This is a genomic window from Campylobacter armoricus, assembly GCF_013372105.1.
GTDB classification, from domain to species: Bacteria; Campylobacterota; Campylobacteria; order Campylobacterales; family Campylobacteraceae; genus Campylobacter_D; species Campylobacter_D armoricus.
Genome location: NZ_CP053825.1, coordinates 1,195,700 through 1,217,778 on the forward strand (window position 1 = coordinate 1,195,700; position 22,079 = coordinate 1,217,778).

19 protein-coding genes are annotated in these 22,079 nt (G+C 28.7%); 4 read left to right on the top strand and 15 right to left on the bottom strand.

Annotated features, from left to right (window positions below; all coding sequences use genetic code 11):
• Nucleotides 1-106 precede the first annotated feature (106 nt).
• Genes CARM_RS06135 through CARM_RS06150 form a run of 4 tightly spaced genes read right to left on the bottom strand, consistent with a single transcriptional unit; the run spans nucleotide 107 to nucleotide 2,882 of the window.
• A complete protein-coding gene (locus CARM_RS06135) occupies nucleotides 107-1,951 on the bottom strand; it encodes a primosomal protein N' (RefSeq protein WP_139425720.1) in 1,845 nt (614 codons plus the stop codon).
• Nucleotides 1,948-2,421, bottom strand: a complete 474-nt coding sequence (locus CARM_RS06140; protein ID WP_139425718.1) for a type II secretion system protein — start codon at nucleotides 2,419-2,421, stop codon at nucleotides 1,948-1,950. The genes CARM_RS06135 and CARM_RS06140 overlap by 4 nt, the downstream gene beginning before the upstream one ends.
• Nucleotide 2,422: 1 nt before the next feature.
• Nucleotides 2,423-2,662: a hypothetical protein gene (locus tag CARM_RS06145; protein WP_139425716.1), complete on the bottom strand. Its 240-nt coding sequence runs from the start codon at nucleotides 2,660-2,662 to the stop codon at nucleotides 2,423-2,425.
• Complete coding sequence (locus CARM_RS06150) at nucleotides 2,649-2,882, bottom strand: cell division protein ZapB (protein WP_139425714.1); 234 nt, start codon at nucleotides 2,880-2,882, stop codon at nucleotides 2,649-2,651. Before CARM_RS06150 ends, CARM_RS06145 begins: the two co-directional genes overlap by 14 nt.
• 152 nt (nucleotides 2,883-3,034) lie before the next feature.
• Here CARM_RS06150 and uvrB point away from each other — a divergent pair, with 152 nt between their 5' ends.
• From uvrB to CARM_RS06160, 3 genes are all read left to right on the top strand, one after another.
• On the top strand, nucleotides 3,035-5,008 hold the full coding sequence (uvrB, locus tag CARM_RS06155) for an excinuclease ABC subunit UvrB (protein WP_139425712.1): 1,974 nt from the start codon (nucleotides 3,035-3,037) through the stop codon (nucleotides 5,006-5,008).
• 8 nt (nucleotides 5,009-5,016) lie between these two features.
• The gene (locus CARM_RS08450) at nucleotides 5,017-5,292 is read left to right on the top strand and encodes a hypothetical protein (RefSeq protein ID WP_236103490.1); all 276 of its coding nucleotides are present in this window, start codon (nucleotides 5,017-5,019) and stop codon (nucleotides 5,290-5,292) included.
• A 364-nt stretch (nucleotides 5,293-5,656) separates the two neighbouring features.
• Nucleotides 5,657-6,991, top strand: a complete 1,335-nt coding sequence (locus CARM_RS06160) for an LTA synthase family protein (protein WP_236633108.1) — start codon at nucleotides 5,657-5,659, stop codon at nucleotides 6,989-6,991.
• A 17-nt stretch (nucleotides 6,992-7,008) separates the two neighbouring features.
• Here CARM_RS06160 and efp read toward each other — a convergent pair whose 3' ends face one another.
• From efp to pheS, 8 genes are read right to left on the bottom strand one after another with little or no spacing between them, the layout of a single operon-like run.
• Nucleotides 7,009-7,578, bottom strand: a complete 570-nt coding sequence (gene efp / locus CARM_RS06165; protein ID WP_039667340.1) for an elongation factor P — start codon at nucleotides 7,576-7,578, stop codon at nucleotides 7,009-7,011.
• A gap of 60 nt (nucleotides 7,579-7,638) precedes the next feature.
• Nucleotides 7,639-9,219: a phosphoglycerate dehydrogenase gene (serA, locus tag CARM_RS06170; RefSeq protein ID WP_139425710.1), complete on the bottom strand. Its 1,581-nt coding sequence runs from the start codon at nucleotides 9,217-9,219 to the stop codon at nucleotides 7,639-7,641.
• Nucleotides 9,216-9,698, bottom strand: a complete 483-nt coding sequence (locus CARM_RS06175; protein ID WP_139425708.1) for a hypothetical protein — start codon at nucleotides 9,696-9,698, stop codon at nucleotides 9,216-9,218. Before CARM_RS06175 ends, serA begins: the two co-directional genes overlap by 4 nt.
• Before the next feature lie 3 nt (nucleotides 9,699-9,701).
• Complete coding sequence (locus CARM_RS06180) at nucleotides 9,702-11,369, bottom strand: 30S ribosomal protein S1 (protein ID WP_139425706.1); 1,668 nt, start codon at nucleotides 11,367-11,369, stop codon at nucleotides 9,702-9,704.
• A 55-nt stretch (nucleotides 11,370-11,424) separates the two neighbouring features.
• The gene (locus CARM_RS06185) at nucleotides 11,425-12,261 is read right to left on the bottom strand and encodes a 4-hydroxy-3-methylbut-2-enyl diphosphate reductase (protein ID WP_139425704.1); all 837 of its coding nucleotides are present in this window, start codon (nucleotides 12,259-12,261) and stop codon (nucleotides 11,425-11,427) included.
• Entirely contained in the window at nucleotides 12,251-13,537 is a 1,287-nt protein-coding gene (gene aroA, locus CARM_RS06190; protein ID WP_139425702.1) for a 3-phosphoshikimate 1-carboxyvinyltransferase, read from the bottom strand. The genes CARM_RS06185 and aroA overlap by 11 nt, the downstream gene beginning before the upstream one ends.
• Nucleotides 13,534-15,864 carry a phenylalanine--tRNA ligase subunit beta gene (gene pheT, locus CARM_RS06195; RefSeq protein ID WP_139425700.1) on the bottom strand — a complete coding sequence of 777 codons (2,331 nt, stop codon included), beginning with the start codon at nucleotides 15,862-15,864 and terminating at the stop codon, nucleotides 13,534-13,536. The genes aroA and pheT overlap by 4 nt, the downstream gene beginning before the upstream one ends.
• Complete coding sequence (gene pheS, locus CARM_RS06200) at nucleotides 15,861-16,844, bottom strand: phenylalanine--tRNA ligase subunit alpha (RefSeq protein ID WP_412842193.1); 984 nt, start codon at nucleotides 16,842-16,844, stop codon at nucleotides 15,861-15,863. Before pheS ends, pheT begins: the two co-directional genes overlap by 4 nt.
• Before the next feature lie 93 nt (nucleotides 16,845-16,937).
• On the opposite strand from pheS, the gene CARM_RS06205 reads away from it, so the two are divergent.
• A complete protein-coding gene (locus CARM_RS06205; RefSeq protein WP_139425695.1) occupies nucleotides 16,938-17,303 on the top strand; it encodes a histidine triad nucleotide-binding protein in 366 nt (121 codons plus the stop codon).
• Nucleotides 17,304-17,320: 17 nt separating this feature from the next.
• On the opposite strand, the gene pckA is transcribed toward CARM_RS06205, so the two are convergent.
• Genes pckA through CARM_RS06220 form a run of 3 tightly spaced genes read right to left on the bottom strand, consistent with a single transcriptional unit; the run spans nucleotide 17,321 to nucleotide 22,077 of the window.
• Nucleotides 17,321-18,895 (bottom strand): phosphoenolpyruvate carboxykinase (ATP), encoded by a 1,575-nt coding sequence (gene pckA, locus CARM_RS06210; protein ID WP_139425693.1) that lies wholly within the window; start codon nucleotides 18,893-18,895, stop codon nucleotides 17,321-17,323.
• Between the two features lie 10 nt (nucleotides 18,896-18,905).
• On the bottom strand, nucleotides 18,906-20,684 hold the full coding sequence (locus tag CARM_RS06215; protein WP_139425691.1) for a biotin/lipoyl-containing protein: 1,779 nt from the start codon (nucleotides 20,682-20,684) through the stop codon (nucleotides 18,906-18,908).
• Nucleotides 20,685-20,742: 58 nt separating this feature from the next.
• Nucleotides 20,743-22,077 (bottom strand): sodium-dependent transporter, encoded by a 1,335-nt coding sequence (locus tag CARM_RS06220; protein WP_139425689.1) that lies wholly within the window; start codon nucleotides 22,075-22,077, stop codon nucleotides 20,743-20,745.
• Nucleotides 22,078-22,079: the final 2 nt, after the last annotated feature.

A 22,079-nucleotide genomic window follows, 5' to 3' on the forward strand; every position in this document is an offset into this window, starting at 1 on the left:
AAAAATAAATATGTTTTGAATTTCATATTATCAAATTCTAATGTTAATTTGATAATATATTTTCCTTACTAACCCAAAGATATAAAAAGCTGTTTTAGTATAAATTCTAAGAAAAATCAACTGGATCTATATCACAAGTAATATTTTTAAAATTTAAAGCAAAATGCTCAAATTTTACAAGCTCTTGATGCGTATTAGCACGCAACAATACATAAAAACGCCATTTTTTATTTAGCATTTCAATATCACAAGCTCCATACCCTATCAATTGCACTTGATTTAATTCTTGTACTTTGCCTGCTATAAATTCACACAAATTTAAAGCTTTATTTTTATCTTCATCTTCTATAACCAATCTTAAAAGTCTTTTAAATGGTGGATAAAGCTCTCTTCTAGCATTTAATTCATCATATAAAAAGCCATCATAATTTTGTATATACTTTTCAAAAAAAGCTTTATTTTTAGTTTGTAAAAGCACCCTGCCCTCGCCCTTACGACCTGCACGACCTGCTACTTGCATAGCAAGAGCTAAAGTCTCTTCTAATGCTTTAAAATTAGGTCTAAACAAATACTCATCAAGACCCAAAATCACACTTAAATCCACATTGTGATAATCATGCCCCTTAGCAAGCATAGAAGTACCCACTAAAATATCAATTTTTTCTTGATTAAAATCTTTTAAAATCATATTAAGCTTTTTTACACTGCTAATCTCATCGCTATCAAATCTTTTTATGATAGGATTAAATTCAACTAGTTCTTTTTCTAAAAGCTCACAAAGCTCTGCTGTACCCATTTTTTTAGCTTCAAGCATAACCCCATTACAACTTGGACAAGTTTGATCGATTTCTTTAGTGAAATTACAATAATGACATTTTAATGCATTTTTATTTTTATGCAAACTTAAAGCAATAGAACAAAAGGGACATTTAATAGTACTAGCACATTCTTTGCATAAAATTTGTCTAAAATTTGCTCTTGTAGGTAAAAAAACTATAGCTTGCTTTTTATTTCTTAAACTAATTTTTAACTCCAAAAGCAATTTTGAAGAAACACTAAGCTCACTTTCATCATATAAAAACTGCTTTTTGCTTTCAAAAAAAGTTCCTCTAAGTCTAAAATATGGATGTTTATAAAAACTCACAACACTTGGAGTAGCTGAGCCTAAAAGAATTTTTATATCCATTTTTTTTGCTATAAATAAAGCCAAATCTCTAGCATTGATTTTTGGATTATTAGAAGCTTTGTAAGAATTATCATGCTCTTCATCTATAATAATCAAACCTAAATTTTTAAAAGGTAAAAACAAAGCTGATCTTGCACCTACAACCAACATAGCTCTAGAACAAACTAAATCTTGTAAATATTCTTGCTTTTTTTTCTTTGAAATTTTAGAATGCCATAAAAAAAAATGCTCTCCAAAATATACATTTAATCTTTTTTGCATTTGCGGAGTAAGAGCAATTTCTGGCATTAAAAGCAAAACTTGCTTACCTTGTTCTAGATATTCTTTGATTAAACTAATATAAATTTCAGTTTTCCCACTACCTGTATCGCCAAATAATAAGCTAGCTTGTTTAGATTTTATAAAATCCAAAGCTTTTTGCTGATTTTTACTTAAATTAGGTGTTTTTTCTATATGAATTTTTTCACTTTTATAATCATTAATACTTTCAAACATACCTAAAACAAAAGCTATTTTACTAGCATAATAATAAGCAATAAATTGAGCAAGTTTATATTGATACTGCGTGAGTTTAAAACCTGTTTTTTCTTTTATAATTTGAGTCTTAAATTCAGGTTTTTGACATTTTTGCAAAATTATAGCTTTGAGGTTTTTCTTTCTTGCAAGATCAACAATTACCTCATCTAAAATTTCAAATTCTTCCTTACTCTCATAAGTTAAAGTATCTAAATAATATCCTTTAATGGCAAGTTGATAATAATTCAAAACCCATAATCCTTACAATTTAAACTCACACATTCTAAGAAAACTTTCTCACTATTATAAGAAAAATCTATATACTTTTTGGTATTTATAAAAAATCTATATTGAGTATTTGCTATTTTCATCCATGATTTTTTACTTGATATAATTGGTTTTTCTAAAACACTATATAAACAACAATTTCCATCTTTACAACCTTGATTTTGTTTATTATTGCAAAAAAATAACTTTTGATTTTCAGTATTTATCAAAGCATCATCTAAGGTTTTTGGGAAATTATTATCTTTAAAGAGATTTTGATTTCTTATCAATGCCAAAGATGAATTTATAATCTCTACTTCACTTTTTAATTTAAGTATTTTAGCATCATTAACACTAAAAGAGAAATGAGGATACGCAATAGCAGAAAGAATAGCAATTATAAAAATACAAAAAACAAGCTCTATTAAAGTAAAAGCTTTTTTAAAAAACATATTATTTTATTTCTTCATCAATTACATTGATAAGTTTATTTAATTCTTTTTTTAATATATAATTTTCATAACTAAGTTTTACAAAAGTATTAATGAAATTTGCAAGCTCTATTTTTCCAGTACCACTAGAAATTAAAGCAATTTCATCTTCAAGATGGTTTGCAAATTCATTACTACAAGTTACCACAAAGTCTTTTGCATAGACATTAATTGTAACTTTTCTTTGATTATTGTTTGCCAAGAACAGCCTCTATTTTTTTATAAATAGCATCACTTTGTGCATTACGAGATTTTAGCTCTTCTTCTAAACGCGCAATTTGATTACTTTTAGCCTCATTTTGTGCTTTTACGCTTACTAATTCATTTCTTAGATTTTCATTTGTTTCACAGACTTCATTGTATTTTTCAATTAACTCATTTACCTTATCTGTCATGGTGTTAATTATTCTTTCATCATACATATTTTTGCCTTTTTTGAATTTAATAGTTTAGAGTATTTAATGCATAATTGTAACAAAAAAAAATTTAATTTTATACACCATTTTGTTTTAAAATTTGAATTTTTACAAAAAATTTTGTGTAAAATTATCAAAAATACAAATTAGGAAATTTTATGTTTGAGCTCACTAGCGAATTTAAACCAAGTCCTGATCAAAAACAAGCTATAGACGGTATAGTAAAAAGTATTAAAGCAGGAAATAAATACCAAACTCTTCTAGGTGTTACAGGTAGTGGAAAAACTTTTACTATGGCAAATATTATTAAAAGTTTAAACATACCAACACTAATTATGTCTCATAATAAAAGCTTGTGCGCACAACTTTATAGTGAATTTAAAGGCTTTTTTGCAAATAATCATGTGGAATATTTCATAAGCTATTATGATTATTACCAACCTGAAGCTTATATACCAAGAACAGATGTTTTTATCGAAAAAGATAGCTCTACTAATGAAGATTTAGAAAGATTAAGACTTAGTGCTAGTGCTTCACTTTTAAGTTATGATGATGTTATTTGCATAGCAAGTGTTTCAGCAAATTATGGTTTAGGAAATCCAAGCGAATATGTAGGTATGGTTTTGATTTTAGAGCTTAATATGCAAATAAATCAAAAAGAGCTTTTAAAAAAGCTTGTAGATATGGGTTACAAACGCAATGATAATTTCTTTGATAGAGCTGATTTTAGAGTAAATGGAGATATTGTGGATATATACCCAGCTTATTATGAAGATGAGGCTATTAGGCTTGAATTTTTTGGTGATGAACTTGAAGCAATGTATCATTATAATGTTTTAGAAAATAAAAAAGGTGAAGATTTAAAAAAATTTATACTTTACCCTACAAGTCAATTTAGCGTAGGTGAAACAAGACTTAAAGAGGCTATCAAAGGCATAAAAGCCGAACTAAACGAACGATTAGCTTATTTTGAAAATGAAAATAAACTAGTAGAAGCACAAAGATTAAAACAAAGAGTAGAATTTGACCTTGAAATGCTTCAAAGTACAGGTATGTGCAAGGGAGTGGAAAATTACGCTTTACATTTAACAGGTTTAAAAAGTGGTGATACACCTTATACACTTTTTGATTATTTTTCTATCAAAAATAAAGATTTTTTAGTAATTGTAGATGAATCTCATGTATCTTTACCACAATTTCGCGGAATGTTCGCAGGAGATAGAAGTAGAAAACAAACTTTGGTTGATTATGGATTTCGCTTGCCTAGTGCTTTAGATAATAGACCTTTGATGTTTGATGAATTTATTAATAAAAATTGTAAATTTTTATTTGTTTCAGCTACACCTGCATCTTTAGAACTTGAGCTAAGCAAGGAAAATATCTTTTATCAAATCATGCGTCCAACAGGACTTTTAGACCCTAAAATAGAAATCAAAGATAGTGACAATCAAGTTGAAATATTATATGATGAAGCAAAAAAAGTCATAGAGCGTAATGAAAGAGTTTTAATCACCGTTTTAACTAAAAAAATGGCTGAAGAACTTAGCAAATATTACTTAGAGCTTGGCTTAAAAGTAAAATATATGCATTCAGAAATTGATGCAATTGAGCGTAATGAAATTATTCGTGGTTTAAGAAGTGGTGCATTTGACATTTTAATAGGTATTAATCTTTTAAGAGAAGGACTTGACTTACCTGAAGTTTCTCTCATAGCGATTATGGATGCAGATAAAGAAGGTTTTTTAAGAAGCACTACTGCACTCATTCAGACCATGGGACGAGCTGCTAGAAATGTAAATGGTAAAGTATTGCTTTTTGCTAAAAAAATTACAAAATCTATGCAAGAAGCTATTGATACTACCAACGAAAGAAGAGTTTTGCAAGAAGCTTATAATAAAAGATACAATATCACACCAACTTCAGTAACAAGGAATATAGAAGAGAGTTTAAAACAAAACCTTGAGCAAGGAGAAATTTATCGCAAAGGCAAAGAACTTGAAAAAATGCCAGCAAAAGAGCGTGCTAAGATGGTAAAAGAATTAAGAAAACAAATGTTAGAAGCGGCTAAAAATCTTGAATTTGAAAAAGCAGCTATGTTTAGAGATGAAATTAATAAACTAAAAATTTTATAGGAGAAAAAATGAAAAAAATACTCACTCAAATTATTGCCTTTTGTTTTTTGCTTGTAAGTATATTTGCTATTAATAGACTTTTCATGCAAAATGATTTTATTCCACAAAAAATCACACAAAGTAATTTCTATGATATAGTAAAAATGTATTTTTATGGAATTTATCATGATATAAGATTTTTAAGTATTGCCTTTTTACCACTTTTACTTTGTGGGTTTCTAGCTTTAATATTTTCCCATATTAACTACAAAAAACCAGTGATACTTATGGGGGGGGGTATATAGGCTATATGGCATTACCTCAAGTATTTATATAGCATTTATAGCCACTATAAGTATAATTTTTTCTTTTGCAAAATATTACTACTATGAGCTTTATGATGATAAATTTAATATTTTCTTATTTAGCATAAAAAATGATAATATTAGCACTATTTTAGATATTATCTATAATGATTATCCCATCTTAAAAATTTCGCTTTTAGCTTTATTTGTTTCTCTATGCTGTGTATTTTTAAATTTAAAAATTCTATATTATAAAACTACCAAAGGCAACTATAAAATTCACACCTTATTGTTTTTAAATATCATTTTAATTTTCATATACACACTAGCTCTTAGAGGACCATTTAAACATGTTGCTATTAATGTGCAAAATTATTCTTTTAGTGAATTCAAGGTTGTAAATGATATCATGCTAAATCCTATAATGGCTTTTGCTTGGGCTTATAAACAATACAAAGAAGAACAAAAAATACTCCCAATTGATGATAACACTGCAAAAGAAATTCAAAGCAAATTGTTTCCTTATATAGATATAAGTCAAAATAACCCTATAGCAGATATTACAAAACCAAGTATCTTTTTAAATATAATGGAAAGTTTTGGTTTAGAAATCAATGAGTATAGCTCTGAAAGAATAAATTTTTTAGGTGAATTAAAACAACATTTTGAGCAAGATTTTTTGTTTAAGAGATTTTTACCATCAAGCAATGGAACTATACCTAGTTTGGCAAATTTGTTATTTGTAAGCCCATTTTCAAATATTTCAACTAGCAAATTTCAAACAATAAAACTACCCCTTACTCCTATTGAAATTTACAAAAAAGCAGGCTATAAAATTATTTTTATAAGCGCTGGAAATGGATCTTGGCAAAATATAAAAGAATATTTAAAAAAACAAGGAGTAGATGAAATTATAGATGAAAACAGCATTATTAATTCTTACCCTCAAGCCAAAACAACACAAAATGGCTATGGAATAGCCGATGAATTTTTATATAAAAAAGCATACAAGATATTACAAGATAATCCCCATAAAACATTAATCATTGCCCTAACAATATCAAATCATCCACCATATTTAGATTATAATATAAAAATCAATCATAATCAAATACCAAATGAGCTATTAAAACTTCTTCCATATAATCATAAAAAGCAACTAGCAATATTAAAAGCATATACTTATGCAAACGATGAATTTGGAAAATTTTTGAGCAAAATAAAGCAAAGTGAGTTAAAAAATCAAATCATTATAGCTGCTACAGGAGATCATAGGTTGAGAGATTTAAAAAATAACCTATATAACACAAAAGCCTTTTCTTACAGCGTTCCTTTTTATTTATATATCCCAAAATCACTGCAATATAATATTAATTATGATAAAAATAGAGTAGGATCACATAAAGATATATTTCCAACCTTATACAATATAAGCCTTAATAATGTAGAATACATTAGCATAGGTGGAAGAAATATGCTAGGTTTAGCCAAAAACAAAAAATTAGAATTTGGGATAAATGATGCATTGTGGATTGATAATAAAGGTGTGTATATTGCAAATAAGGGATATTTTTTTGAAAATAGCACTTCACTCAAAAACACAAATCAAGAGATCATTTTAGACAAGTATCACAAAGAATTTCAAGAACTATATTATAAGTTAAACTGGTGGCAACTTAATAAAAGATTAAATAATTAAGCTAAGATAAACTTAGCTTATTTGTTTGCTCTTTCTATATATTCACCGCGTATAGTATCAACACGAATAACCTCACCTTCTAATACATGGAAAGGAATTTGCACCACTGCACCTGTTTCCAAAGTAGCTGGTTTTTTGTTTGAGCCTTGAGTATCACCTTTAAAATTTGGTGCTGTTTCGATGATTTTTAGCTCCATTACTTGAGGTACTTCCACACCGATTGCTTTTCCATTGTGAAATAAAACATCTACCATAGTTCCATCAAGCATCCATTTTTTAGCTTCACCTACATCCTCATCACTAATTGCAACTTGTTCGTAAGTTTGCGTATCCATAAATTGACAATTTTCACCATCATCATATAGATATTGCATTTGTTTTTCTTCTAAATTTGGAGATTCACATTTATCTCCTGCGTGGAAAGTTTTTTCTAAAACCTTGCCATCAATAAAAGATTTAATTTTAATACGCACAAAAGCAGGACCTTTGCCTGGTTTTACATGTTGATATTCTACGATTTTAAAAGGAATACCATCAATTTCTATTTTTAAACCTTTTTTTAAATCTCCCATTCCATAAGAAGCCATATAATTTCCTTAATTTTAAAATTAAAAAATAATTGTAACAATTAAGGCTTGTAAAAAGCCTTAAATTTCTGCATATTCTGCAAAAATACAAGCATCAACAGCTCTTAACTCTTCAAGCAATGTTTTTGAAATTTTTGTATCAAGCAAAATCACTGCCAAAGCTTTTCCAAAGCCATTTCTACCGAGTCTAAAATCAGCAATATTAACATTATTTTTTGCTAAAATTCCACTAACATTAGCTATAACCCCTGGTATATCGTTATTGTTTAAAATAACCATTTTACCCTTAGGTTTAAAATCCACATCAAAACCATTTAATTCTACTATTCTTTGTTCATTTTCACCAAAAATAGTTCCTGAAATAGAAATATTAGAATTATCAGTAACTACTTTTATGGTGATTTTATTACTATAACCACTACTTGGTAAAATACGAGAAGAAAGTTCAACACCTTTATCTTTAGCTACAAAATTTGCATTAATATAGTTTATGTTTTCTCCGAGAATTCCTCTTAAAACACTTACCGTCGCAAAAGTTAATAAAGACTCATTATACTCGCTAATTTGTCCTTCACTTTCAAGTTTAATAGCCTTAATAGGAGTTTTATCAAGTTGAGCAGCCAAAAAACCCATTTTTGAAATAAGTTCTATATAAGGTGCTACAAAACTTGGTAAATCTTCTGTCTTAATTGGTAAATTTAAGGCATTAGGATAAGAAATTCCTCTTGCTGCATTTAAAGCTTGTTCGCATGCTTGGATAGCAATATTTTCTTGGCTTTCTAAAGTATTTGCACCAAGATGAGAAGTAACTGAAACATTTTCAAAGTCTAAAAATGGATGATTGGTTGCAGGCTCTTTATTAAACACATCAATACCAAGCCAAGCTATCTTACCACTTTTCAATCCCTCACACAATGCATCTTCATTGTAAAGACCACCTCTAGCACAATTTATCAATCTTATACCATCTTTCATTTTGTTAATTTCTTCAAAAGAAATCATATCTGTTGTTTCTTTTGTTTTTGGTGTATGTATGGTAATAAAATCACTTTGAGTTAAAATTGTATCTAAAGAATTCACACATTCAATACCCAAATCAGTCATTTTAGAAGCTACCACATAAGGATCATAAGCTATAACTTTCATACCAAAAGCTTTTGCACGCACAGCCACTCTTGAGCCTATATTACCAAAACCTATAACCCCTAAAGTTTTATTCATCAGCTCAACACCATACCATTTTTCTCTTTCCCATCTTCTTTGCACTTTTAAAAAATTATGCGCATTAACAAAAGATCTTGCAGAGCACAACAGATGATTCATAGTAAGCTCAACCGCTGCTATAGTATTAGCTGTTGGTACATTCATCACTATAACACCTTTTTTAGAGCATTCATCTATATCAACATTATCAACACCTACACCAGCTCTCACTAAAGCTTTTAAATTAGAACATGCATTGATAAATTTCAAATCCACATCTGTTGAACTTCTAGTAATAGCCACATCCACATCATTTAATTTTGTTAAAAGTTCTTCTTTAGGTAAATGTGCTGCTTCAATAAGCTCTATATCATCAGCTTTTCTTAAAAGTTCAACTCCCTTGTCTAATATTGCATCACATACAATAATTTTTTTCATAACCAAACCTCCTTTAATTTTGCATTGATATTGTAAATTTTTAATTTGTCAATCAGAGCATTTAAAACTTTTTCATTATTGGTATCTAAATAAATTGCAACTTCATTTTTACTTTGAGTTAAAGTATATTTAATGAAAAAAGAATGTAGAGTTTGTTTTAAGCAAAACATAGAATATATATCATTTTTATTGACATCTAACATATAAAATTTTTGCTTTGGTTTTACTACAGAATCATCCATATTAAAACTCATATAAAATTCATTAGCAGATGGAGTAAAATCATTAATTTTAAAATTAGAAAATTTGTCTTGCCAAGTTTGTGGTAATTCTTTTTTTATTTCATCAAAAGAGTATTTAACATTTTGTGAGATAGGTAAATTCCCAACATTTACATATCTCACCATAAAAACAAAAGCAATTATTAAAGATAATCCTAAAAAAACTAAAATACCATAAAGGGTATATTTTTTCATCATTTATTAAGATAATTGATCTTTTATAATATCACCTAATGTTACTTTGTCATTATCATTAATTTCATTTAGAGTTTCTCTTTCTTTCATTCTAGTAAGACTTTTAACACTCAAGCGAATTCTATTTTTCTTTTCATCAATAAATACAATCAATGCCTCTATATCATCACCTATTTTTAGATTTGAAAAATCTATATTTCCTAAATCTTCTTTATGAATTAAAGCATCAACACCATCTTCTAGCTCTACAAAAATTCCAAAATCTTTAATATCTCTAATTTTACCAACAACAATATCATTTACTTGATGTTTTTCTGCATAAATTTGCACTGGACTTTTTTGTAATTCTTTTGTACTTAAAGAAATTTTTTGATTTTCTTTGTCTAATTTGATAATTTTTACCTCTAATGTATCACCGATTTTATACATATCTTTGCATTTATCGTTTCTATTCCATGATGCATCTTCATTATGTAGCAAACCTTCTAAATTAGCAATTTTTACAAAGGCACCAAAATTTGTTATAGAAGTAATTTTACCTTTTACCACATCGCCTATTTTGTGTGTTTTTAGGAACTCATCAAAAGGCTTAGTTAATAAATTTTTTAATGAAACTCTTAATCTTCTTTCTTTAGCGTTAATTTCAATTACTTCTACATCAAGTTCTTGTCCTTCGCTAATGTAATCTTTTGGATTTTTTACATTTTTATCCCAAGAAATTTCACTAATATGTAAAAATCCTTCAATATCATTACCTAAATCAACAAATGCACCATAAGGCTCAATATTTGAAACAGTTACTTTAATAGTATCTCCAACCTCTAAACCATCTTTAATTTCATCCCAAGGATCAGGCATAGCAAGTTTAATAGATAAAGAAAGATGTTTTTTATCTTTATCGTATTTCATAACTTTAACAGGAACTTTATCTCCTTCATTGTATAAAGAACTAGGATTTACAGGTCCTTTATACGAAATTTCACTATAATGAACCAAACCATCAATACCACCTACATCTACAAACATTCCATAAGTAGTAATTTTTTTGATAGTTCCTTCTATAATCTCTTCTTGATTTAAAACATTCGAAATAATTTCTTTGCGTTTTCTTCTCTCTTCATCCACTATTTTTTTTCTAGAAACTACTATACTTTGTGTTTCTTTGTCTATTTTAATAATTTTAACTTTGAAAGTTTTGTTGATGATGTTATTTGAATCTTTAAAGCTACTTTGTGATTTTGGTAAGAAAAATTCCACTCCATTATCATCTATAGCTACAAAACCGCCTCTATTCTTTCCAATTATTTTTACATCAAATATACTTTCATCATCTTTATAATTATCAATAAATTCTTTAACTTTTTGCTTTCTTAAAGCTTTTTTGTGAGAAAGTAAAGATCTGCCACTGCGAGAACCTACTATAGCAACTTCTAATGTATCACCTTCTTTAAAGATAAATTCGCCTTTATCATTTTGAATCTCTTCAACTGCTAAAATACCTTCTGATTTTTGTCCTACATTCACAAATACTTCATCACCTTTTATAGCGACAATTATACCTTGAGTAGTTGCCTCCTCATCAGACTTAAAAGATTCTTCAAGCATTTGCTCAAAATCTTCTTCTATAATAATATCCTCTAGTCTGTTTTGAACTTTTTTGTTCACCTCGCTCATCGTGGTCCTTTGTTTTAAATTTTAATTCTTGATTATAGTATTGTTTTCTTTAAACTTAGTTAATTTTGGTATATTCTTTGATTTTTTCTACAACTAATCTAATTACCCAATCAGGCGTAGAAGCACCTGCGCTAATGCCACATTTTTTTTTATCATTAAACCATTCTTTTTGAATTTCTTTTTCATTTTCAATCAAATAACTATCTTTGCAATAATTTTTTGCTATTAAAAAAAGCTGCTTAGTATTGGCTGAGTTTTTACCTCCAACTATTATCATCACATCACTTTTCTTTGCAAGTTCATTGATTGCTTCTTGATTTTTAAAAGTTGCATCACATATGGTATTAAAAACACGCACTTCTTTAACCCTAAGCATTAAAAAATTAACAATTTCCATAAATTTTTCTATTTTTTTTGTAGTCTGTGATACAACTGCGATTTTAGAAGGCAATTTAATATCGAGCAATTCTTTTTCATCAAGCACAACATAAGCTCTAGTGCTTACATAGCTTCTAACTCCTTTAACTTCAGGATGATTTTCATCGCCAAAAATAACGACTTCATAACCCTCATTGCTCATTTGCTCACAAATTTTTTGAGGCTTAGTTACAAAAGGACAAGTTGCATCAAAAATTTCTATATTTTTTTGTTTTAGTTTTTCTAAATCTTGTTTAGTAATACCATGAGTCCTAATGATAGCTTTTTTTTCTACACTTAATTCACTAATATTGTTTAATGTTTTAACATTATAATTTTTCCAAAGCCTTGTAATTTCTTCATTATTGTGAATCAAAGGTCCAATAGTCGCTGCATCTTTAATCTGCTCAGCTTTTTTAATTGCTCTTTTTACTCCAAAACAAAATCCATAGCTTTTTGCTAGTTCAATCTCCAATTTTAGCTCCTATTTGCCTTAAAATATTAATAAAATTTGGAAAAGAAGTTTTTATACATTCACTATCATCTATTTCCATTCCATATTTTAAACCTAAAATCAAAAAACTCATTGCAATTCTATGATCTCCAAAACTTTCTATTTTTGTACTTTTAATTTCACCGCCTTCTACTTCAAAACCATCTTCAAATTCTTTTACTTTTATGCCACATTTTTGCAAATTTAAAACTACAGCTTTAATTCTGTCACTTTCTTTTACACGCAATTCTTTAGCATTTCTTACGATACTTTTTCCTTTTGCACAAGCAAAAGCTATAGCTAAAGCTGGAATTTCATCAATAAGCCAAGCAATATTTTCATTTATCTCAACAGCTTTTAAATCTGCACTTTCAACACAAATTTCTCCAATACTTTCAAAATCTTCATTAGTAATACTATAAGTAATTTTAGCACCCATTTTTTCTAATATTTTAAAAGCTTCAATACGAGTTTTATTTAATAATACATTTTTCAAAACCACTTTTGAATTTGGTAAAATACAACTAGCCAAAGCAAAATAAAATGCTGATGAAGGATCATTTGGCACACAAACTTCAAATGCTTTTAATTTTTCTTTTAAAGGTTTTATTTTTATAGAAGTTTTTTCACTATTTAAATACTCAATACAAGCTCCCATTTTATTGAGTATAATTTCACTATGATCTCTTGATAATTCAACTTCATTAAAATAACTTTCCTTTTTTGCATTCAATGCAGCTAAAATTAAAGCCGTTTTAACCTGAGCTGAAGCAATATTACTAAAAAAATCAAAACCATCAAGTTTTGCTCCTTGTATGCAAATAGGTGCCAAATTTGCATTAGCTCTTCCATAAATCTTAGCACCTATTTTCACCAAAGGCTCACTTACTCTTTTCATTGGTCTAGCATTTAGATATTGATCTCCACTTAATACAAAAAATTCATCTTCAATAGCACTTAAAAAACCTATCAACAATCTCATAGCTGTACCTGAATTTCCACAATCTAAAATACAATTTGGAGATTTAATACTAAGTGGAGATTTAATATAAATTATCCCATTATCATCATAAACTTCAGCACCTAAAGCTTTTATAATTTCTAAAGTATGTAAGGTATCTTGAGCTTTTAAGTAGTTTTTTATCTTGCAAGTTCCTTGAGTTAGCAAGGAAAAAATGGCAAAACGATGAGATATAGATTTATCAGAAGTTATATCTTCAAGCTTTGCTTTAAAACATTTAATAGGTTTGATTTTCATCGGAGCTTTAGACCATATTCATTATTTAAAGCAACAATGATTTTATCAATGTATTTAAGAACTATATCATCTTCTAAAGTTTTTTCAAAATCTCTAAATACTAGATTAATAGTCAAACTATAAAAATCACCTAGTTTTTCATCTGTATATAAATCTACAACTCTAAAGCTTTCTAGTATTTCAATGTTTAATTGTGCAATAGTATGTTTGATTTTTTCATATTCAAAACCTTTTGGTATAACTATACTTAAATCTCTACTCATAGATGGAAATTTAGAATAAACCTTAGCTGTTTTAAATTCTTGTTTCAAACCATCTAAATCAAGCTCACAAATAAAAGTTTTTAATAAATCCTTTTCATTCTCAATACTTAAATGCACTCTACCTATAAAACCTATACGCTTGCCATTTTTATAAACATTTGCTTGCTCATATGGACTTAAAAATTTGTGTTCTGATTTTTGCAAACTAAACTCACCTATAATACTTTTTAATTCAGCTAAAAAGGTATAAAAATCCACCAATACAGGCTTAGCTTTATTTGCTATTTTAGCTTCTTCTTTATAACCACTAAAAATCATTGCAAACTTAGTATGTTCATTTGAAAACTCATCAAAGACACTACCACACTCAAAAAGTTTGATTTTCTTTTTTGAATTTCTTAGATTAAAACTTACTGCATTTAAAAGATGATTTATCAAAGTACTTCTTAAAGTATTTAATTCTTTTGTAATTGGATTTATAAGTTTATTTTTAATACATTTAAAACCTAATCGAGTTAATTCTTCTTCATTATCCAAAACATAATGAATACTTTCAAAATATCCATTATGACTTGCTCTTAATCTTAAATTTTTAAGATCTTGATAATCAAAATATACCTTATTTAAACGATTTTTTTCTCTAAATTCTAATGCTTTTGATGGAATATTATCAATACCTATAATTCTTACTATTTCTTCACTAATATCGGCAATATTAGTTATATCGCTGCGATGAAGTGGAATTTTTATATTAAATTGCTCATCATTAATTATGCTTATTTCAAAGCCTAATTTTCTAAGAATTTTTACTAAAATATTTTTATCTATAGGCATACCTATAATCTTATCTATTTCTGAACCAAAAATTCCTATTACCTTAGCTTCGCTTTCTTTAAAAACTTGTTGGCTTCCTGAAAAAATACTAATAGCATTAATCTTCAAGCATTCATTAAATAAATATTCCATTCCCAAAGCAAGTTTAGGCTCACTACCTCTTAAAGTGCGATAAATGGTATCATTTTTTTTCTTATGAAAAGCTACAGCATTGGCTATAGTTTGAGGATAAGTATAGCTTGCTTCTATGATAATAATCTTGCTTTCATCATTGATTTTAATTTTATCCTCTTGCTCTATGCCTGCTAAAGCAATCAATTCATCTTTATAATAAATTCCATACTCACCATGTTCTTGTGTTTTAATCTCTAAAACAATCTTTTCATCAATTTGACATTCTTTACAAAGTTTATGAAAATCATAAGCACAAAAAATCACCCCGCTTGCATGAGTTGCATAAGTTAAAAGATTTTCTATATTGTTGTTTTTATATGCTTCAATTAATGCAAGACGAATTTGCATGGTGATATTTAACTTAAATTCTTCCTTGATTTCTAATGCTTTATAAGCAAAAAATCCTTCCACATCACTTTGATTTTTTATACTTAATATTCTTCCTATGCCCACGCTATTTTCATTTTCTTTTAAAGGAGTTAATTCTTTTAAATTTAAATCAAGAGCCGCACTTAAATCTCTAGCAACTCCATATAAACTCAAACAATCTCCGCGATTTGGAGTAAGCTCTATCTCAATTAACTCATCATTAAAAAGCTCATAGGTATTTAAAGCTTTTCCTAAAACTAACTCTCCCATGCTTTCATCTAAAACCATAATGCCTTCATTGCTTTTTCCAAAACCAATCTCACTAGAAGAACAAATCATACCCATAGACTCAACCCCTCTAAGCTTAGCAGGTTTTATCTCAAGTCCGCTAGGAAGCACTGCACCCACTAAAGATACAGCCACAAATTGATCTTTGGCTACATTTTTAGCTCCACAAACAATTTGTAAAATTTCACTTCCAACATCTACTTTACAAATATTTAATTTATCCGAATTTTCATGTTTAATTTTTTCTAAAACCTTGCCAATTACAACTTTTTGGGGAGCTTTAACACTTTTAAAATTATCAACCTCCAATCCTATGGAATTTAAAGTATTTACTATAGTTTGTGTTGATATTTCATTTAAATCAATCCATTCATTTAACCAATTTCTACTAATAATCATCTAAATTGCTCCAATAATCTTAAATCACCTTCAAACATAGAACGCAAATCAGGAATTTTATGCAAAAGCATAGCAAAACGCTCCACTCCCAAACCAAAAGCATAACCACTTACATTTTTATAACCCACAAATTTATAAACATTAGGATCAACAACACCACACCCTAAAACTTCAAGCCATCCTGTTTGCTTGCAAACCCTACACCCACAACCTTTGCAAAACACACAAGAAATATCTACTTCAGCCGATGGCTCTGTAAAAGGAAAAAAACTTGGTCTAAAACGCACTTTTACATCGCCAAACATATGTTTTAAAAAATGTTCTAGCATATCTTTTAAATTTGCAAAATTTACCTTATCGCCCTCTTCTACCACAAGTCCTTCTACTTGATGAAACATAGGCGTATGGGTAATATCAAAATCTCTTCTAAAAACCGCACCTGGTGCTATCATTCTAATGGGTGGTTTTTGAGAAAGCATAGTTCTAATTTGCACTGGAGAAGTTTGCGATCTAAGCAAAGTTTTATCTTCAAAATAAAAAGTATCCTGCATATCTCTTGCGGGATGATTTTGAGGTAAATTTAATGCTTCAAAATTATGAAAATCATCCTCAATCAAAGGTCCTTTTTCTACGCTGAAATTTAAAGCAGTAAAATACTCTATGATTTTATCCATAGTTTGCATAATTGGGTGTAAAGCACCTGAGTTGGAAGTTTCATCAAAAAAACTAAAATCTTGCACATCTTGTTTCATTTTTTCACTTAAAGTTTTTTCTTCTAGCTCTTTTAATTTAACTTGATAAGCTTTATTAAATTCATCTCGCAATTTGTTTAAACCATTGGCAAATTCTTTTTTTTCTTCACCTTGCAAATCTTTTAACTTCGCAAATTCCAAAGTTAAAATACCTTTTTTCCCTAAAACATTTACTTTTATATTTTCAAGTTCTGCTAAAGTATTTGCAGAAGCAATTTTTTTTAACATATCTTGCAATTTTAGCTCCAACTAAATTTTTTTTAAACATTCTAATGTAAAATTATTTAAAATTAGCAAAAATAACAAAAAAAGGACTATCAAATGAGAGAAAAAACCATATTTGAACTAATTGTAGAAGGAAAAATTCCCGCCAATAAAGTTTTAGAAAGTGAAAAATTTTTAGCTTTTCATGATATCAACCCTAAAGCACCTATTCATATTTTAATCATTCCAAAAGAACATTTTGAAAATTTCCAAGAATTAAAACCTGAATTAATGAAAGAAATGACACAATTCATACAAGAACTAGCCACTCTTTTGGGACTTGATAAAAGCGGGTATAGATTAATCACTAATTGTGGAAAAAATAGCGGACAAGAAGTTTTTCACTTGCATTTTCATATGCTAGGCGGATTTGAGCTTCCAAAAAATAAAGAAACTCAAATCAATCCTGAATCACTATTCTAAAAAGAGCTTAACTCTTTTTAGATAGCAGGACCAGCTAATTTAAATTCTGCCCCTTCTTTCACATCTTCATAGCGTTTGAAATTTTCTATAAACATTTTTGCAAGTTTTAATTTGGTTTCCTCGTAAGCTTTTTTATCTTCCCAAGTATTGATAGGGTTTAATAATTTACTCTCTACACCAGCTAATTCTTTCGGTACTGCAAGATTAAATAAATCATAATTTTCAAATTCGCAATTTTTTATACTACCATCTAAAATAGCATTAATACAAGCTCTAGTTGCTTTTATACTCATTCTCTTACCAATACCATAAGCTCCACCGCTCCAACCGGTATTTACCAAATAAACATTTACATTATATTTGCTAATTTTTTCACCTAAAAGCTTTGCATAAACGGTTGGATGTAATGGTAAAAATACCTCACCAAAACACGCTGAAAAAGTTGCCACAGGTTCAGTAATACCTCTTTCAGTTCCTGCAACTTTAGCCGTATATCCACTTAAAAAATAATACATTGCTTGTTCTTTGCTAAGCTTACTTACAGGAGGTAAAACACCAAAAGCATCAGCTGAAAGGAAAATAATATTGCTAGGATGAGCTGCACTAAGACTTGGTTCATGATTTAAAATATGTTCTATTGGGTAAGATACTCTAGTATTTTCAGTTTTTGAAGCATCATTAAAATCTACACTTAAATCATCTCTTAAAACCACATTTTCCAAAAGTGCATTTTGCTTTATAGCCCCATAAATTTCTGGCTCGCTTTGAGGATCAAGATTGATACATTTTGCATAACAACCTCCTTCGAAATTAAACACACCCTCATCATCCCAACCATGCTCATCATCACCTATTAATTTCCTTTTTGGATCGGTTGAAAGAGTAGTTTTACCTGTGCCACTAAGTCCAAAGAAAAGTGCAACATCACCTTTTTCTCCAACATTGGCACTACAATGCATAGAAAGTTTATTCTCTAATGGAAGCCAATAATTCATCATTGAAAAAATTCCTTTTTTCATCTCTCCGCCATACCAAGTTCCACCAATAACTGCTATATTTTTTTCTATATTAAAAATTACAAAAACTTCTGAATTTAAGCCATCTTTTTTATAATCTTCATTTACACATTTGCAAGCATTATATACTACAAAATCAGGAATAAAATCCCTAAGTTCTTCTTCTTTTGGACGAATAAACATATTTTTTACAAAATGTGCTTGCCATGCAACTTGTGTTACAAAACGCACAGCTTTACGGCTTTTTAACGAAGCGCCACAATATGCATCTTGAATATAAATATCACTATTGCTAAGTTGTTTTTTGGCTTTTTCTAAGAGTTTTTCAAACAACGCTTCACTGATTGGTTGGTTTATTTTACCCCATGCAATATATTTTTGTGAAGGATCTTGTTTTACGAAATATTTATCCTTGGGACTTCTTCCTGTAAAAATTCCGGTATCTACACTAAAGGTGCCATTTTTAGTACATACACCTTCATTGTTATTTTTTTCATGTTTTAAAAGTTCATCATAACTAAGATTATGAAAAACTTGTCCAATATTTTCTAAACCTAAATTTTCTAAACCTTTCATCTTTACCTCCTTATTTATAAATCATTAAAGCTTGACCTTCGCTTACACTTTCACCAGCGCCAACTAAAAGTTCTGCAATTTCTCCATCTTTACTTGCACTAACTTCAATTTCCATTTTCATAGCTTCAAGCACAGCCACTACCTGACCTGCTTTTACACTATCATTTTCTTTGACTAAAATTTTAAATACATTTGCATTCATACTTGCAACGATAGCATTATCACTTATTTGAGTTTTTGTTTCTTTTGTATTATCTGTGCTTACTTTTACAGCACTTTTTACATTAACATCTCTATCAAAACCCGCACTTACTTCTACATGGTATTTATTACCATTAACCGAAACGGTAAATTGATTTTCATTAATAAGACTTGGTTTTAATTTGCTATTTTTTCTAACATTAACCTTAGCTTCACCTTTTAAAAAAGCTATACCTTTTTCTTTACAAGCTGCAACGATAAAAATATTTTCTTCGCTTATTTCTAAATTCTCTTTTTCTAATAAATTTTTAATATAAGCTATACTTTTACTCTCATCAGCATCAGCAATATCTGTTGCTAATTTTGTAGTTGGTTCTAATTTTAATTGCTCGCTTGCAAGTTTGATTACCTCAAGATCTGGAGAAACAGGAGTTTTTCCAAAATATCCCAAAACCATTTTTCCATATCCATCTGCGATTTTTTTCCAAGGTCCAAACATTACATTATTAAAAGCTTGTTGGAAATAAAACTGCGACACAGGAGTAACTGAAGTACCATAACCACCTTTTTCTACTACTTCTTGCATGGCTTTTATAACTTGTGGGAATTTATCTAAAATATTATTATCTCTCATCATTTGTGTATTAGCAGTTAATGCTCCACCTGGCATAGGCGAAAAAGGAATTAAAGGATTTACAGCTGTAGCTTCTGGCGGTAAAAAATAATCTTTCAAACAATCTTTTAACACTTCTTCATATTTTAAAATTTTCTCTTCATCCAAACCAAGATCAAAGTTACTTCCCTTTAAAGCATGAAGCATAGTTAAAATATCAGGTTGAGAAGTGCCACCACTAACAGGAGCTGCTGCCAAATCTATACCATCAACACCTGCTTCTAAAGCTGCTAAATAACACGCTATACTAACACCGGCTGTTTCATGAGTATGTAATCTTATATGAGTATTTTCTGGCAATTTTTTTCTAGCCATTTTAATAACTTCATAAATTTTATTTGGATTTGAGGTTCCGCTTGCATCTTTAAAACAAATACTATCAAAAGGAATTTGAGCTTGTAAAATTTCTTTTAAAATTCTTTCATAAAATGGCACATCATGCGCACCTTTACATTTTGGAGGTAAGTCCATCAAAGTAATAGTAATTTCATGTTTTAAACCATGCTTAACTATACACTCTCCACTAAATTTTAAATTATTTACATCATTAAGTGCATCAAAATTTCTTATCGTAGTTGTTCCGTGTTTTGCAAACATTTTTGCATGCAAATTAATAATCTCTTTACTACCTGTATCAAGTGCTACAGTATTAACCCCTCTTGCAAGAGTTTGCAAATTTGCATCTTTTCCAATAATAGCTCTAAATTTATCCATCATTTCAAAAGCATTTTCATTTAAATAAAAAAATAAACTTTGAAACCTAGCTCCACCACCGAATTCAAAATGTCTAATATCTGCTTCTTTGGCTGCTTCTAAAGCAGGAAAAAAATCATTCATTAAAACTCTAGCACCATAAACAGATTGAAAACCATCTCTAAATGTGGTATCCATCACATCAATTAACTTTTTAGCCATAATTTTTCCTTATTTTTACATCTTTGCAATTATAACTCTACTTTCTTAAAAAATAAATTTATAAAATTTGATTTAACATAATGATAACAATCGCAATGGGTGCAACAAATCTAAGTAAAAAATACCATATTTCAAAAATACTTTTACTCATAAATTTAGAAAACAAATTATAGATTTTTATTTTATCTACAAAAAATCCAACAAAAATTGCACTTGCAATAGCACCAAGCGGTAACATGAAATTAGAAGTTAATTTATCTAAAATATCAAAAAAACTTAAGCCAAAAAAACTGAAACTAGAGCCATAATTAGCACTAAAAGATAAAATACAACTCATCCCTAAAAGAAAAACCACAAAACCTATAAAAACCAAAGCCTTTTTTCTTGAAATTTTATATTCATTCACAAGATAAAAGGTAAAAGGTTCTATCATGGAAACTGCTGAAGTAATCCCTGCAAAAAACAAAGCTAGAAAAAAATAAAAGGCTAGAAAATGACCAAAAATACTACCTAAATTAGAAAATAAAGTCGTTAAAGATATAAACACAAGCCCAGCACCTTCTGCGGGATTAGCATTAAATTTAAATATAAAAGTAAATACAATAAGCCCCATCATCAAGCCAATACTGATATTTAAAAGTACAATTATGGCTGAACTTGTAATTAAGTTTGTATCATCTTTTAATGAAGCTGCATAAGTGGTAATACAACCTATACCTAAACATAAAGTAAAAAAAGCAAGTCCTAAGGCTGTTAAAACTGAGTTTAAACTAAGCTTAGTAAAATCAGGATAAAACAAATAAACAAAAGCTTCTTTAAAACCATCTTGAAAAAAACAATATACTAGCATTAAAACAAGCATAATAAATAAACTTGGCATAATCCAAACATTAAGTTTTTCTATACCACTTTTAACCCCTCTTGAAACAACAAATAAGGTAAGAAAAAATGCAATTAAAAAATACAAACTACTTTCTAAAATACTATTTTGTATTAAATTTCCAAATAAAAATCCTGCTTCTTGGGTATTAGTAGGTAAATAATAAATCGAAGTTATCATGTATTTTAAAACCCAACCCATAATAACAAGATAAAAAGATAATACAAAAATTCCACCAAGCATAAAAAATCCCGCAAATTTCCATTTTTGAGAATACTTGGTTGCTAAGCTTTTATAAGCATTTACAGGATCACTTTGGCTTAATCTTCCCATAGCAATTTCAGCCAAAAATACACAAAATCCTATACTAATAGTTAAAAGCAAATACAAAAGAACAAAGGCAAAACCGCCATTTTGCCCAACTAATGTTGGAAATTTCCAAGCATTGCCAAGCCCTATTGCCCCACCTGCCACTGCTAAAACAAAGCCTATTTTAGAAAATTTATCATTCATTT

Coding starts and splice junctions, on each gene's coding strand:
- CARM_RS06140 (WP_139425718.1), bottom strand. CDS start 2,421: ATGTTTTTTAAAAAAGCTTTTACTTTAATAGAGCTTGTTTTTTGTATT.
- CARM_RS06150 (WP_139425714.1), bottom strand. CDS start 2,882: ATGTATGATGAAAGAATAATTAACACCATGACAGATAAGGTAAATGAG.
- uvrB (WP_139425712.1), top strand. CDS start 3,035: ATGTTTGAGCTCACTAGCGAATTTAAACCAAGTCCTGATCAAAAACAA.
- CARM_RS08450 (WP_236103490.1), top strand. CDS start 5,017: ATGAAAAAAATACTCACTCAAATTATTGCCTTTTGTTTTTTGCTTGTA.
- efp (WP_039667340.1), bottom strand. CDS start 7,578: ATGGCTTCTTATGGAATGGGAGATTTAAAAAAAGGTTTAAAAATAGAA.
- serA (WP_139425710.1), bottom strand. CDS start 9,219: ATGAAAAAAATTATTGTATGTGATGCAATATTAGACAAGGGAGTTGAA.
- CARM_RS06175 (WP_139425708.1), bottom strand. CDS start 9,698: ATGATGAAAAAATATACCCTTTATGGTATTTTAGTTTTTTTAGGATTA.
- CARM_RS06180 (WP_139425706.1), bottom strand. CDS start 11,369: ATGAGCGAGGTGAACAAAAAAGTTCAAAACAGACTAGAGGATATTATT.
- aroA (WP_139425702.1), bottom strand. CDS start 13,537: ATGAAAATCAAACCTATTAAATGTTTTAAAGCAAAGCTTGAAGATATA.
- pheT (WP_139425700.1), bottom strand. CDS start 15,864: ATGATTATTAGTAGAAATTGGTTAAATGAATGGATTGATTTAAATGAA.
- pheS (WP_412842193.1), bottom strand. CDS start 16,844: ATGTTAAAAAAAATTGCTTCTGCAAATACTTTAGCAGAACTTGAAAAT.
- CARM_RS06205 (WP_139425695.1), top strand. CDS start 16,938: ATGAGAGAAAAAACCATATTTGAACTAATTGTAGAAGGAAAAATTCCC.
- pckA (WP_139425693.1), bottom strand. CDS start 18,895: ATGAAAGGTTTAGAAAATTTAGGTTTAGAAAATATTGGACAAGTTTTT.
- CARM_RS06215 (WP_139425691.1), bottom strand. CDS start 20,684: ATGGCTAAAAAGTTAATTGATGTGATGGATACCACATTTAGAGATGGT.
- CARM_RS06220 (WP_139425689.1), bottom strand. CDS start 22,077: ATGAATGATAAATTTTCTAAAATAGGCTTTGTTTTAGCAGTGGCAGGT.